14 protein-coding genes, 2 pseudogenes and 1 other annotated feature are annotated in these 13,227 nt (G+C 63.5%); of the genes and pseudogenes, 9 read left to right on the top strand and 7 right to left on the bottom strand.

Annotation, left to right across the window (positions count from 1 at the left end; genetic code table 11):
• Positions 1–71 precede the first annotated feature (71 nt).
• Both tnpB (I3K84_RS08195) and I3K84_RS08190 read right to left on the bottom strand, forming a co-directional pair.
• Positions 72–419 carry an IS66 family insertion sequence element accessory protein TnpB gene (tnpB, locus tag I3K84_RS08195; protein ID WP_196994975.1) on the bottom strand — a complete coding sequence of 116 codons (348 nt, stop codon included), beginning with the start codon at positions 417–419 and terminating at the stop codon, positions 72–74.
• Positions 416–814, bottom strand: coding sequence for a hypothetical protein (locus tag I3K84_RS08190; RefSeq protein ID WP_196994976.1), 399 nt, complete (start codon positions 812–814; stop codon positions 416–418). The genes tnpB (I3K84_RS08195) and I3K84_RS08190 overlap by 4 nt, the downstream gene beginning before the upstream one ends.
• 241 nt (positions 815–1,055) lie before the next feature.
• On the opposite strand from I3K84_RS08190, the gene I3K84_RS08185 reads away from it, so the two are divergent.
• Positions 1,056–1,472, top strand: coding sequence for a hypothetical protein (locus tag I3K84_RS08185; protein WP_196995888.1), 417 nt, complete (start codon positions 1,056–1,058; stop codon positions 1,470–1,472).
• On the opposite strand, the gene I3K84_RS08180 is transcribed toward I3K84_RS08185, so the two are convergent.
• Positions 1,448–2,679, bottom strand: a protein-coding gene (locus I3K84_RS08180) for an IS3 family transposase (protein WP_370567802.1) whose coding sequence is annotated in 2 segments (ribosomal slippage) — positions 1,448–2,388 and positions 2,388–2,679 — 1,233 coding nt in all. Because the reading frame shifts where the segments join, the coding sequence is not laid out codon by codon here. The two genes, I3K84_RS08185 and I3K84_RS08180, sit on opposite strands and share 25 nt — an antisense overlap.
• Positions 2,285–2,401, bottom strand: a sequence feature (AL1L pseudoknot). (Overlaps the previous gene by 117 nt.)
• 158 nt (positions 2,680–2,837) lie before the next feature.
• Positions 2,838–3,359, bottom strand: a pseudogene (locus tag I3K84_RS08175) (IS630 family transposase); the annotation flags it as partial.
• 82 nt (positions 3,360–3,441) lie between these two features.
• On the opposite strand from I3K84_RS08175, the gene I3K84_RS08170 reads away from it, so the two are divergent.
• From I3K84_RS08170 to I3K84_RS08155, 4 genes are all read left to right on the top strand, one after another.
• Entirely contained in the window at positions 3,442–3,840 is a 399-nt protein-coding gene (locus I3K84_RS08170) for a hypothetical protein (protein WP_196994976.1), read from the top strand.
• The gene (tnpB, locus tag I3K84_RS08165; protein WP_196994975.1) at positions 3,837–4,184 is read left to right on the top strand and encodes an IS66 family insertion sequence element accessory protein TnpB; all 348 of its coding nucleotides are present in this window, start codon (positions 3,837–3,839) and stop codon (positions 4,182–4,184) included. Before I3K84_RS08170 ends, tnpB (I3K84_RS08165) begins: the two co-directional genes overlap by 4 nt.
• A gap of 80 nt (positions 4,185–4,264) precedes the next feature.
• Positions 4,265–5,830 carry an IS66 family transposase gene (locus I3K84_RS08160; protein ID WP_196994974.1) on the top strand — a complete coding sequence of 522 codons (1,566 nt, stop codon included), beginning with the start codon at positions 4,265–4,267 and terminating at the stop codon, positions 5,828–5,830.
• Positions 5,827–6,354 carry a hypothetical protein gene (locus I3K84_RS08155; protein WP_196994973.1) on the top strand — a complete coding sequence of 176 codons (528 nt, stop codon included), beginning with the start codon at positions 5,827–5,829 and terminating at the stop codon, positions 6,352–6,354. The genes I3K84_RS08160 and I3K84_RS08155 overlap by 4 nt, the downstream gene beginning before the upstream one ends.
• Before the next feature lie 129 nt (positions 6,355–6,483).
• Here I3K84_RS08155 and I3K84_RS08150 read toward each other — a convergent pair.
• Positions 6,484–7,050, bottom strand: a pseudogene (locus tag I3K84_RS08150) (IS630 family transposase); the annotation flags it as partial.
• A 190-nt stretch (positions 7,051–7,240) separates the two neighbouring features.
• The gene (locus I3K84_RS08145) at positions 7,241–7,864 is read right to left on the bottom strand and encodes a tyrosine-type recombinase/integrase (RefSeq protein WP_196995886.1); all 624 of its coding nucleotides are present in this window, start codon (positions 7,862–7,864) and stop codon (positions 7,241–7,243) included.
• Positions 7,865–8,140: 276 nt separating this feature from the next.
• Between I3K84_RS08145 and I3K84_RS08140 the strand changes: the two genes are divergently transcribed.
• From I3K84_RS08140 to cutA, 3 genes are all read left to right on the top strand, one after another.
• Entirely contained in the window at positions 8,141–8,830 is a 690-nt protein-coding gene (locus I3K84_RS08140; RefSeq protein ID WP_196995885.1) for a hypothetical protein, read from the top strand.
• 72 nt (positions 8,831–8,902) lie between these two features.
• Entirely contained in the window at positions 8,903–9,550 is a 648-nt protein-coding gene (locus I3K84_RS08135; RefSeq protein ID WP_196995884.1) for a HEPN domain-containing protein, read from the top strand.
• Between the two features lie 620 nt (positions 9,551–10,170).
• Positions 10,171–10,533: a divalent-cation tolerance protein CutA gene (cutA, locus tag I3K84_RS08130; protein ID WP_011806619.1), complete on the top strand. Its 363-nt coding sequence runs from the start codon at positions 10,171–10,173 to the stop codon at positions 10,531–10,533.
• A 50-nt stretch (positions 10,534–10,583) separates the two neighbouring features.
• Here cutA and ftsY read toward each other — a convergent pair whose 3' ends face one another.
• Positions 10,584–11,732 carry a signal recognition particle-docking protein FtsY gene (gene ftsY, locus I3K84_RS08125; protein ID WP_196995883.1) on the bottom strand — a complete coding sequence of 383 codons (1,149 nt, stop codon included), beginning with the start codon at positions 11,730–11,732 and terminating at the stop codon, positions 10,584–10,586.
• Between the two features lie 29 nt (positions 11,733–11,761).
• On the opposite strand from ftsY, the gene I3K84_RS08120 reads away from it, so the two are divergent.
• Entirely contained in the window at positions 11,762–13,216 is a 1,455-nt protein-coding gene (locus I3K84_RS08120) for a pitrilysin family protein (protein ID WP_103737127.1), read from the top strand.
• The last annotated feature ends 11 nt before the right edge of the window (positions 13,217–13,227 follow it).

Raw genomic sequence — 13,227 nt, 5'->3', positions numbered from 1 at the left:
TCTTCCCATGCACTTCGCGGCATGGCCATTCGGAGAATCGAGAATTGCTAGACACCATCGCGCTCGATCTACTATGCAACCATCGATGCTGTGACCGCCGGCAGGCGCTTCACGCGACTGAGGTCGATGCCGTCGAGCCAGGCCACCAGCTCGCTCATGGCGATGCCGTTGCCCGCCAAGCGCGCCGGATCGGCGAAGCGGCCGCGCTCCAGGCGCTTGTACAGAACCCAGAATCCGTGACGGTCCCACACCAGCAGCTTGGCCTTGTCGCGCCGGCGCGCGATGAACACGAACACGTGTCCCGACAACGGGTTCAAGCCCATGCTCATCGCGACGATCTGGCCGAGCGCATCGATCGACTTGCGCATGTCCACGGCTTCGGCGTAGACGTAGGCGCGGATCGCCGAGGACAGGATCACGCCAGTCGCTCCAGCACCCGGGCAAGCACACGCTCGGCGCTCGCACCCGCCAGACGCAGCGTGATGCCCCCGCACAGAGCGATCTCCACGTCGCTTGCAATCGACGGCACGCTTTGCGAGCCGATCGCGATGAAGGAGGCGGAGCCCTTCGCGGCCTCGGCCGCGGCCGGCATGGTGCCGATGGAGCGGCGATGCTTGGCCAGGCGATAGCGGTAGGTGGACAGAGCCAGGGCGTTGTCGTGGCAATACTGCCGCACGCTCATGCCTTGACTGAGACGGCGATCCTCGTGTGCGAGCCAGAAGGCGTCGTCGCGCTCGGCGCCGTCGCGAACCTGGCCGGATTCGACAGCGTCGCCGCGGGGCGAGTCACCAGCTGCCGGAAGATCTTGCTGCATCGTCGTTCTCCTGTTGGATGGAAGGCTCGACGATGCCTGGTGGCTACGAGTTCAGCAAGAACGGGGAAGAGCGGACAGATACATTGCTCTGGTTTCTGAGGTCGAGCATTTCTTCGCCAACACAGTGTCAGCCGCCCTGCGTCTCTACCCCGGAAAGATGGGTAGCCATACGTTTCGGCTTACAGAGATATTGGCTGTCTCATCTACTGACGAGCTCGTAGACCGAGCAGCAACTGCAACTATGCACGAACTGATGTACGAAAAGCCCCTAGATTACCTTGTGGGGCTGTGCAAAATTTTGTCGATTGAGAGGCAGCCCCTCGAAATTCATTGGCCCAATTTCGTCGAACTAAAGGCGCGACGCGATCTTGGTGTTCACAATGATTGGCTCGTCAATGACGTCTACCTTCGAAAGGTTAAAGAAGCAAGATTGGATCAAGTACCGTTGCCAGGTACCCGACTGACTCCAGATTTCCAGTACCTGACTCAGTCAATCGAACTGTGCGGCGCCCTAGTTGGTGCATTTGCTGACCTTCTCGGTGAGAAGTGGATTCCAATCGCCAAAGAGATGAAACTTCTCAGGCCAGATCAAGATGAATCGCCCCGGGATTCGCGGAGGCTGTTTGGTTTAAGTCAGGCCACCACCTCGGTGTTCTGACTGGCGAGTTGCCGGTAGTAGTTTGCCTCAGCCTCTGCAGGTGGGATATACCCGATGGGTTCGAGCAGGCGATGGTGGTTGAACCACGACACCCATTCGAGCGTTGCGAACTCCACGGCCTCCTTGGTTTTCCATGGCGCTCGGCGGTGAATCAGCTCGGCCTTGTACAGGCCGTTGATGGTCTCGGCTAGGGCGTTGTCATAGCTGTCGCCCTTGCTGCCCACAGACGGCTCGATGCCGGCTTCTGCCAGTCGTTCGGTGTAGCGAATGCTGACGTACTGCGACCCTCTGTCCGAATGACAAACAAGGCTTCCATCGCGCTCCGGCTGCCGGGCATATAAAGCCTGCTCCAGCGCGTCGAGTACGAAGTCCGTTCGCATCGAACTGCTCACTCGCCAGCCGACGATGCGCCTGGCAAACACATCGATGACGAAGGCCACGTACAGCCAGCCCTGCCAGGTCGAGACGTACGTGAAATCGCTGACCCACAACTGGTTCGGCCGCTCGGCACGGAACTGCCGATTCACTCGGTCCAGCGGACATGGCGCCCTGGCATCGCCAATCGTGGTGCGCACGACCTTGCCGCGCATCACGCCGCGCAGGCCCAGGCGGCGCATCAATCGCTCGACCGTGCAGCGGGCCACGGTCACGCCTTCGCGAGTCAGTTGCCGCCACACCTTGTCGGCGCCGTAGACCTGCATGTTGGCCTGCCAGACGCGCTGAATCTCCGGGACCAGCACATCATCGCGCTGAGCCCGGATGCAGCGTTTGTGAGGCTCACGCAGCAGCGCCGCATGCCTTCGATATGCCGACGGGGCGACCTGCAAGACCTTGCAGAGCGGCTCGACCCCGAAGGCATCGCGATGCTTGTCGATGAAATCCTTCAGGATTTGAGCCGGCGGTCGAGCTCCGCCTGGGCGAAAAACGCGCTGGCCAGCTTCAATATCTCGTTGGCCCGGCGCAGCTCCTTGACCTCGCGCTCCAGCTCCTTCATCCGCTGGGCCTCACTGGTCGTGATGCCTTCACGCACGCCAGTGTCGACCTCGACGCGTTTGACCCATTCGTACAGCGTCTGCGGCACGCATCCAATCTTCGGCGCGATGGACTCGATGGCCGCCCACAGCGACGGGTACTCCCCCCGGTGTTCCTGCACCATCCTCACCGCCCGCTCACGCACCTCGGGTGAGAACTTGTTCGACTTGCTCATGGCTCAATCCTCTCAGAGTGTTGAGCCTCCTCAAAACCCGGGGCGATTCAAGATTGGGACGCCCCTCCGGACGTGGCGTGACCCTTAGCCGAGGCGAGGCCCAGTCGCAATGCATCCCAGCGTCTGTTTTCACTAGTGTGGTGTCTCAAAAGTAATCATCAAATAATGGTACTCGCTGCCCGCGCCACAGATGCCAAGATGGTGTCCGCACTTTTATGCCACACGAACGGCTTGGGATCCTCGTTGTGACGATCAATGTATTCCCGTATGGATTGCTCCAGCTGAGCAACGCTGGTGTGGGCGCTGCGCTTGATCCACTGCTCGCTGATCTGGCTAAAGAAACGCTCGACCAGATTGAGCCAGGACGCTGAGGTGGGCGTGAAGTGAACGTGGTAGCGAGGATGGGCTGCTAGCCAGGCCCGCACTGCCTGCGTCTTGTGCGTGCCGTAGTTGTCCATGATCAGGTGGATGTCTTGTTCGCCAGGCACCGCTGCATCGATGGCTTTGAGGAACTGCAGGAATTCCACACTGCGGTGACGGCGCTTGAGCTGTCCTATGACTTTGCCAGTGGCCACATCCAGCGCTGCAAACAGCGACGTTGTGCCATGGCGCTTGTAATCGTGCGTGCGCGTGCTGGGTTTGCCAAACGTCAGTGGTAACCCTGGTTGGGTGCGATCCAGGTATCTGTCCGCTCTTCCCCGTTCTTGCTGAACTCGTAGCCACCAGGCATCGTCGAGCCTTCCATCCAACAGGAGAACGACGATGCAGCAAGATCTTCCGGCAGCTGGTGACTCGCCCCGCGGCGACGCTGTCGAATCCGGCCAGGTTCGCGACGGCGCCGAGCGCGACGACGCCTTCTGGCTCGCACACGAGGATCGCCGTCTCAGTCAAGGCATGAGCGTGCGGCAGTATTGCCACGACAACGCCCTGGCTCTGTCCACCTACCGCTATCGCCTGGCCAAGCATCGCCGCTCCATCGGCACCATGCCGGCCGCGGCCGAGGCCGCGAAGGGCTCCGCCTCCTTCATCGCGATCGGCTCGCAAAGCGTGCCGTCGATTGCAAGCGACGTGGAGATCGCTCTGTGCGGGGGCATCACGCTGCGTCTGGCGGGTGCGAGCGCCGAGCGTGTGCTTGCCCGGGTGCTGGAGCGACTGGCGTGATCCTGTCCTCGGCGATCCGCGCCTACGTCTACGCCGAAGCCGTGGACATGCGCAAGTCGATCGATGCGCTCGGCCAGATCGTCGCGATGAGCATGGGCTTGAACCCGTTGTCGGGACACGTGTTCGTGTTCATCGCGCGCCGGCGCGACAAGGCCAAGCTGCTGGTGTGGGACCGTCACGGATTCTGGGTTCTGTACAAGCGCCTGGAGCGCGGCCGCTTCGCCGATCCGGCGCGCTTGGCGGGCAACGGCATCGCCATGAGCGAGCTGGTGGCCTGGCTCGACGGCATCGACCTCAGTCGCGTGAAGCGCCTGCCGGCGGTCACAGCATCGATGGTTGCATAGTAGATCGAGCGCGATGGTGTCTAGCAATTCTCGATTCTCCGAATGGCCATGCCGCGAAGTGCATGGGAAGATCATTACCCATGTCCACCGCCTACCTCGATCGCGCCCAGTTGCCCGACGCGGTGGAGCCTTTGAAGGACCTGGTGGTGCAGCTCGCGCAGCAGCTGCAGGCGGTGCGCGAGCAGGCCGATGCCCAGATGGCCAATCTCGCCCAGCAGCTCGCTGCCTTGCGCCACCGGATGTTCGGCCGCAGCAGCGAGGTGCTGCATGTGGGCCAGACCGAACTGTGGGTCGACACGGTCGAACTGCCCGTGCCGCCCGAGACGCGCGAGCGCGTGGGCGAGCACCATCGCCGCCGCCGTGGACGCCCCGCGATCGATCCGAGCCTGCCGCGGGTGCGCGTCGAGCACGATCTGAGCGAGCAGGAGAAGGCCCAGTTCACCCGGGTCCAGCGCATCGGCGAGGAGGTCAGCGAGACGATCGAATACACGCCAGCCAAGCTGCTGGTGCTGCAGCACGCGCGGCTGAAGTACCGCTGCGAGGACGACCAGGGCAGCAGCACCGTGCGCACCGCCAGCGCCATCACCTCGCCGCTGCCCCGCAGCAATGCCGGGCCGGGCCTGCTGGCACACGTGCTGGTGGCCAAGTACCTCGATCACAACCCGCTGGCGCGCCAGGAGCGTGGCTTTGCGCGCCTGGGCTTTGCCGCCCCGCGGCAGACGCTGTGCGACTGGACGCTGGACGGCTGCGAATTGCTGGCCCGCCTGATGCCGCCGCTAAAGGCACACGTGCTGGCCAGCCCGGTGATCCTCACGGACGACACCACCCTGGCGATGCAGGCCGCACGCGGCAGCGGCGCCGGCAAGACCATCACGGCGCGGCTGTGGTGCTACCTGGCCGGCGGGCACAAACGCGATGCAGCAGGCCAGTGGCAGCCGGTGGCGCCAGCGGCGCTGTACGACTTCACCACCGACCGCTCCGGCGCGCACCCTCGGCGCATGCTCGCCGGCTGGAAGGGGTGGCTGCAGGCCGACGACTACGCCGGGTATCACAGCCTCTTCAAAGGTGGCGACGTCATCCACTCGGCATGCTGGGCCCATGCCCGCAGACGGTACATGGAGGTGGTCAAGACCGCACCGCCCGGCGCGCCGCCTGGCGTGGCCCATGAGGCCCTGCGCTTCATCGGGGAGATGTATCACATCGAGCGGGAGATCGCCGAATCCGACCCTGATCAGAAGCGGTTGCAGCGTCAGCGTCGCAGTCGCCCGCTGCTGGCCGACTTCCACCAGTGGCTGCTGGGGCACGTCGCAGCATTGCTGCCGCAATCGGCGCTTGGCAAGGCGGTGGCCTACACCCTGAGCAACTGGCCCGCGCTGACGGCGTTCCTCGATGAGGGGATGCTGGCGGTGGACAACAATGCCAGCGAGCGGGCGATGCGGCCGATCGCCCTGTCGCGAAAGAACTGGCTCTTCGCGGGCAGCGAACGCGGCGGCCACGCCGCGGCGGTGGCCCTCAGCCTGATCGAGACGGCCAAACTCAATGGCGTGGAGCCGTACGCGTACCTGAAGGACGTGTTCAGCCGCATCAACGACTGCCGCCTCAGCCAGCTGGAACAACTGCTGCCGATGCACTGGAAGCCGGCATGATGATCGAGGACCAGGAGCGTCGGCTGCTCGATGCTCTCGGGCAGGCCAGCAGCCTGCAGCTGTACCGCCTGCAGGCCATCCTGCAGCGGATGATCACCGATCCGAAACGGGTGATCGAGATCCGCCGACAACTTCACCTGGGGCAGACGGTGCGCTACTTCGAGCTGGAGAGCGGGCAGATGCGGCCGGCGCGGGTGGTCGAGATGAAGGACAAGGAGATCCTGGTGCAAGACCAGGCCACGCTGCGGCATTGGCGACTGGCCTATGCGGCGGTGGAACCGCCCGCCTGCGCAGAGACCGACATCACGCAAGGCGCCACGGCGACCATGCCGCCGCCGGCCGCGCCCAAGCCAAGTCGCGACGACTTCCAGCGCGGGCAGAAGGTGTCCTTTGAAGATAAGCACCTGCGCGCTCAAGTCGGGGTCATCACCCGGATCAACCAGCGCACCGCCAGCATCGACACGGGCGACGGTGGGCTGTGGAAAGTTTCCTTCGCGCTGCTGCGTCACGTCGTGGACGTGTGACCACGGGCGCCGGAGCGGCGGCCGGTGCCAAGGTAGCCCTGTCTGCATCGAAAAACCCCCTGTCCATTCAGGAGGTGACGATGCCTGGCCGCGAGCCGGTCAGCAAGTACGGGGTTGGGCGGACACTTACCGATCCAGAGCCTGGATCTGGCTCTTCTCGTCCACGCACAGCACCAAGGCGCGATCGGGTGGTGCCATATACAGCCCCACCACATCCCGTACCTTGTCCACGAAATGGGGATCCGTCGATAGCTTGAAGGTTTCTTGCAGGTGCGGCTTCAGCCCAAAGGCATGCCAGATGCGCTGCACCGTCGCGGGCGATACGCCAGCGTGCCGACTCATCTGGCGCACGCTCCAGTGCGTGGCGTTGTCAGGCTTGCTCTGGCGAACCTTGTCCACAATGAGCTGAACCTGCTCGTCGCCCACACTGCGCGGGCGGCCAGCGCGCGGGGCATCGGTCAAACCCGCCAGACGATACGCCCGGTAGCGCCGCCGCCACTTGGAGACAGTTTGCACCGTCGTGCCCAAGCGTTGGGCAATCATGGTGCCCGACTCCCCATCTGCGCAGCCCAGCACGATTCGCATGCGCAGCTTCTCGTCCTCGGGCGCTTTGCGTACGCGCAGTCGCGCATGCAGCTCTGCGCGCTCGGCATCGGTGATCTGCAGCTTCGTGGCGGGGCGTCCAGGGTGGGCCATCAGCGTAGTCTCCTATAAGGAAGCTGATTCGACCAACACCGGTCAAAATAGTTCTATCTATTTTTGAGACACCACACTAGGAGCCACCGACAGTTCCTGGCCGAAAGTATCAGTTTGGCCCAGCGCCACATTGCGGCCGTTGAGGACGGCCACCCTGCCGCAGCTTCCAGGGTGGCCGCCAGCGACAACTTCAAATCTCCGTCTGTTCTGAGATCTCAAGGGCATCGTCTACTTCGATACCCAGGTACCTCACTGTTGACTCCAACTTCGAGTGGCCGAGCAACAACTGGACAGCGCGCAGGTTCTTTGTGCGGCGGTAGATCAGTGTCGCCTTTGTCCTGCGCATCGAGTGCGTCCCGTACTCCATGCGGTCCAGGCCTAGCTCGTCAACCCAGTGACCGAGGATTCGGGCGTACTGCCGTGTTCCCAGATGTGGCGATTCGTGCAGCCTGCTTGGAAACAGGAAGTCCTCTGATTTCAGCCCAGCCAGCTTGATCCAGGCTTGCAAGGCGTCACGGGCAGCCTGCGTGATCTCGAACTGCACTGGACGCTGAGTCTTGTGCTGCATGACAACCGCGCGCGATGCCACCTGGTCGCCGTGGCATACATCCCGAACCTTGAGGGCGACGAGGTCGCATCCTCGCAGCTTGCTATCGATGCCCAAGTTGAAGAGAGCAAGCTCGCGCACCCGGCCTTCCATCTGAAGCCTTACGCGCAGCGCCCAGATATCCTTCAGCTTGAACGGAGCCTTCTGCCCGACGATCTCGCCCTTGTTCCACGGCTCGCGATGAGCGGTATTACCTGTGGATGCCATGATGGTCTCCCATCGAGTTGAGGGGCACACAGGATGCGCTGGCTTCGACTCGCCAGAGCGACTAGTGATGCTCGGCTGCTACAGCCCTATGACTGTCAGCTTCCTGGCATAGCCATGAACTCAACATCTCGGCCAGGAGCTGACGTCCGACTATCTTGGAGATAGCCCCCTGAATCCAGTACCGTCTCGTCCCTTGCTGTCTCGTCGCTTGCTGTCGGTGCACCGTAACGATTTGCAACCAATCGGATAATATCGAACGCATCCAAAGGAGGTGTTATGCGTTCTTTTATCGTCGCGCTTACTGCCGTCGCGGCCTGCACTGTCAGCGCACAAACAGCTACCAAAAAGCCCGCCGCACGCTCCGCGGCTGCAGCGCCAGTTGTTGCGCCTGAGCCCCCCGCACACGTTTGGGACAAGGAGCCGGAGGCTTTCCTGGGCATCAAGTTCAATGAGCCTCTTAACGTTCAAAAATGCCCGTCTAGGACGGTTGGGCAATACGTGAAGACAGAGTTTCTAGACCACGAGGCTATGAAGTCCGTTGAGGGTGTTTGCGTGGACGCCACAGACCCCCGAAACAAGTATCAAAAACCCGAAAATGGCACCTTCAAACTCGACAACCTTCCGTCTTTGGGTATCGGCTACGCGGCCAGTGTTCACACGAACGGCGGTGTGGTGAGCAAGATAACGATCGACTTGAATCAGTCCGCCTTCAGCGTCTTGCTAACCGCGTTCAAAGACCGCTACGGCCTCCCAAGCGTCGTCGAAAGCAACACGGTCAAGACGAACGCTGGCGCGGAGTTCAATGCTGCAGACGTGAGCTGGAAGGGCAAAAAACTTTCGATCTACATGTATGAGCGCATGAGCAAGGTCGATGAATCCTACGTTGTGATTTCCGACAACGCGATCATGGAAGCCGAGTTGGCGACACAGCGTGCAAGACGTGCTGCAGAGGCGCAGAAGTTCTAGGCGCTGCAAGAAGGACGCGTCACGCACTGAGCGACCAACTTTGCGCAAACTTAGCGCGAACAGAAAGGGGACATGCCATTTCATCCCATAAACGCCGCGAATGCTTGCGTTCATCGTGCTCGCAGGCTTCTGGCGTTCGCCGAGAACCAATTACCCGATCCACAGATCAGGGGGGACCTGCGTAGGTCGGCGCTGGTCCTCGCAGTTACCGCAGTGGACTCTTATATGCACTGGCTGGTCTATCGTCGCATCTCTGCAGTGCGGCGTGAAGGGGATTTGCCCAAGGTGTTGGCAAAGCTCGACATCCCGTTCTCCGACTTTGCATCTCTAGCAGATGCCACACTCAGGGCACGTCAAGAGGATCACAACCTGCGTCCCTGGGTACAGGTCAAGAACGCCGTTCAGCGACGTTTGCTGACAGAGACGTTTCAATCCTATGACCAAGTCGGGACTGCACTTTCCCTTGCAGGAATCGAAAAAGGATGGTCCAAAACCGCCAACGCTCTAGGCATAAAGCAGGGCGACATTAAAACGCGGTTGAATCAACTCGTGCATCGGAGGAATCAGATCGTTCACGAGGGAGACATCAAGCGCTCGTCACGTCCGCAGAAGCTGCAGTACAACGATGTCGGTCAAGCTGAAGTTTCGGCAGACGTCGACTGGATCGAGCAACTCGTCGCAGCAATTGAGCAGGTGGTAGCTACTGGCAACCCGCCTTAGGTCTTGGTTCGCCCGGGAACCTAAGCGGCCTTCTTGGAGCCCCACACATCAACTACGATCTCAGGCACGCCCCGCGTCTTCGGCTGGTCCTTCTCCAATCCAGTGCAGTGAATGTCGCAAACCGTAGCTGGGTGACTGCAATGGGTCGGCAGCGCCACCTCAACACGTGCAAAAGCAGTCACTCGGCTTGAGTAAGCCTGCAGTGACAGCTTTGAGGTGTAGAGCGGACCTGCAAGGAAGACTCCATTCAATGACAGCTTTGGGTGGGAGCAGTCATTGACCATGCTGAGTTGGCCGACAGCATTCAGCCTGAAGCCGCCGCATGGCCAATCGCTGCCCTTCGCGTCAAGCGTTTAGGCGCGGCGCCGAGTAGAAAGATCCCGAGCTGACTGCGTACCGAACGGCCCGACTGGAAAAAATACAAGACTCAGTGAGAAACGCCCGGGAAAGTACAACACTGAAGGAATAAAAAGTACAAAGGTAGGCCCTTGGTGTTGTTCCAAGTCGTTGATTTCTCGAGTTCGGCAGTACAACACTCAGCGCATATCGACAGCAGGTGCGGCTGCTTCCCCGCGCGTCAAGGGCCGTTGTGCAGTTACGCCTTGTGCCAGACTTCAATCATGACATCTTCCCCAGACGCCCAGATCGCCGTTGTGACCACCACCGTGGGCGACGCCGCCGCCGCACACCGACTGGCCAGGGGCGCTGTCCAGGCGCGCCTGGCCGCCTGCGTGCAGGTGGAGGCCATCACCTCGCACTATGTCTGGCAGGGGGTGCAGCAGGCGGAAGCAGAGTGGCGGCTGGTGTGCAAGACGCTGTTGTCTGCCGCGCCCGCCTTGCGGGACTGGCTGCGTGCCCAGCACCCCTACGAAGTGCCGCAACTGCTCACCCACGCCGTGCAGGCAGAGCAGGACTATGTGCTGTGGGTGGCGCAGCAGGTGGACCCGGCCTCGATAGCCGGGCCTGGTCAAGCGCCGCGTTGAAGCAATGGCTGGCGGATGCCGCCTGCATCCGCCCACAGGGGGTAACTATCTCAGGTCAGCAGGGCCTGGGCGAATTCGCGTGCGCTGAAGGTCTCCAGGTCTTCCACCTTCTCGCCCACGCCAATGAAGTACACGGGCACGGGCCGCTCCTGCGCGATGGCGGCCAGCACGCCGCCCTTGGCCGTGCCGTCCAGTTTGGTGACGATCAGGCCGGTGAGTTGAAGCGCGTCGTCGAACGCGCGCACCTGCGCCAGGGCGTTCTGGCCGGTGTTGCCGTCGATCACCAGCAGCACCTCGTGCGGGGCGCTGGCATCGGCCTTGGTGACCACGCGGCGGATCTTCTTCAGCTCTTCCATCAGGTGCAGCTGCGTAGGCAGGCGGCCGGCGGTGTCCACCAGCACCACATCTTTGCCGCGCGCGCGGCCGGCGGTAACGGCGTCAAAGCTCACGGCGGCAGGGTCGCCCCCTTCCTGGCTGACGATCTCCACCGTGTTGCGCGTGGCCCAGACACCCAACTGCTCGCGCGCCGCGGCGCGGAAGGTATCGGCGGCGGCCAGCAGCACGCTCTCGCCATGGTCGGCCAGGTGCTTGGTGAGCTTGCCGATGGAGGTGGTCTTGCCCGCGCCGTTCACGCCGGCCACCATGATCACGGTGGGTGTGTGCTCGCCGATCACCAGCGGCTTTTCCAGCGGCCGCAGCAGGTCGGCCAGCGCATCGGCCAGCAGTCCCTTTACGGCAGCAGGCTCGGTGGTCTTGGTTTCTTTCACGCGGCGCTTGAGGTCCTCCAGCAGGTGCTGCGTGGCTTTCACCCCGGTGTCGGCCATGAGCAGGGCTTCCTCCAGCTCGTCGTACAGCGCGTCGTTGATCTGCGTGCCCGTGAAGACGGTGGCGATGCTGCTGCCGGTCTTGCGCAGGCCGGATTTCAGCCGGTCCATCCAGCCCTGGCGTGCGCCCCCGGGCTTCGGGGTGGGCTCGGGGACGGCAAGGGGCACGTCGATGGCTGCGGGGGCGCCGGCCGAAGGGGCAGCCGGCTCCGCCACGCTGGTGGCGCCTGCGCCAAAGGGCTTGCGCAGCCAGCCGAATGCTCCGCCACTGGCGGGGGCGTCGGCCGCGGGCGGCGCCGCAGGGCTGGCCACGTCCTCGGGTGCAAGGGCGGGTTCGGCGGGGGCGGGCGATTTCTTCTTGAAAAAACTGAACATTGGCGGGTTCTTAGAATCGCAGCCATTCTATGAAACGCGCTATCACCCTTGTGGGCCTGCTGGCCTGTCTGCACGCCTGGGCGCAAAACCCAGCGCATGAATCCCCACCTGCTGCGTCTGCCGCGGCGGCGCACGCCCAGGCCACCACGGCCAGCGGTGCGCAGCAATTCACCCTGAAGAACGGCATGCAGCTCATCGTGCAGCCCGACCGGCGCGCGCCCACGGCGGTGCACATGGTCTGGTTGCGCGTAGGCGCCATGGACGAGGTGGACGGCACCTCGGGCGTGGCGCATGTGCTGGAGCACATGATGTTCAAGGGCTCGAAGGCCGTGCCGCCGGGCGAGTTCTCGCGCCGCGTGGCGGCGCTGGGCGGGCAGGAGAACGCCTTCACCAGCCGCGACTACACCGGCTACTACCAGCAGATCCCGGCCGGGCGGCTGGCCGACGTGATGCAGCTCGAATCCGACCGCTTCGCCCACAACCAGTGGCCCGACGCGGAGTTCACCAAGGAGATCGAGGTCGTCAAGGAAGAGCGCCGCATGCGTACCGAGGACCAGCCGCGCGCCGCGCTCATCGAGCAGCTGTTCGCCTCCACCTTCATCGCTTCGCCCTACCGCCGCCCGGTGGTGGGCTGGATGAGCGACCTGGACTCCATGACCCCCGACGACGTGCGCCGCTTTTACCGCGACTGGTACGTGCCCGGCAATGCCGCCGTGGTGGTGGCGGGTGACGTGGACCCGGCGCAGGTGCTGGCCCTGGCGGAGAAGACCTACGGCACCATTCCCGCACGTGCCCTGCCGGCGCGCAAGCCGCGCACCGAGCCGGCGCAGCAGGGCCTGCGCCGCATCGCCTTCAAGGCGCCGGCCGAGCAGGCCTACGTGGCGCTGGCCTTCCGCGTGCCGGGTGTCACGCGCCTGGAGGACATGACCGATGCCGACCGTGACGGCCTGGCGCTGCTGGTGCTGTCGGCCGTGCTCAGCGGCTACGACGGCGCGCGCCTGGAGCGAGCCCTCACGCAGGGTGCGGACCGTGTGGCCGACGGCGCGGACAGCCAGGCGTCCATCCTCGGGCGCGGACCGGCGCTGTTTCTCATGACCGGCGTGCCCGCCGCGGGCAAGACTTCGGCCCAGGTCGAGGAGGCGCTGCGCGCCGAGGTGGCCCGCGTGGCGCGCGAGGGCGTGAGCGAGGCCGAGCTCTCGCGCGTAAAGACGCAGTGGGCGGCCTCCACCATCTACGCGCGCGATTCGCTTTACAGCCAGGCCAGCGATCTGGGCAGCAACTGGGTGCAGGGCCTGCCGCTGGACGCCGACGAGCGCATGCTCAAGCTGCTGCGCGCGGTCACGCCGCAGCAGGTGCAATCCGTGGCGGCGCGTTACTTCGGCGACGATCAGCTCACCGTTGCCACGCTGCTGCCCCAGCCCGTGGCGGCAGGCACCAAGCGTGCCGCCCCAGCACCCGACGCTGCCGGTGGCCGCGTGCATTGAGCCAAGGTGTC

Source organism: Diaphorobacter sp. JS3051 (assembly GCF_015832135.1).
GTDB lineage: Bacteria > Pseudomonadota > Gammaproteobacteria > Burkholderiales > Burkholderiaceae_C > Diaphorobacter > Diaphorobacter nitroreducens.
The sequence above is the reverse complement of the archived record's forward strand: the minus strand, read 5'-3'. Positions and strand labels throughout refer to the sequence as shown.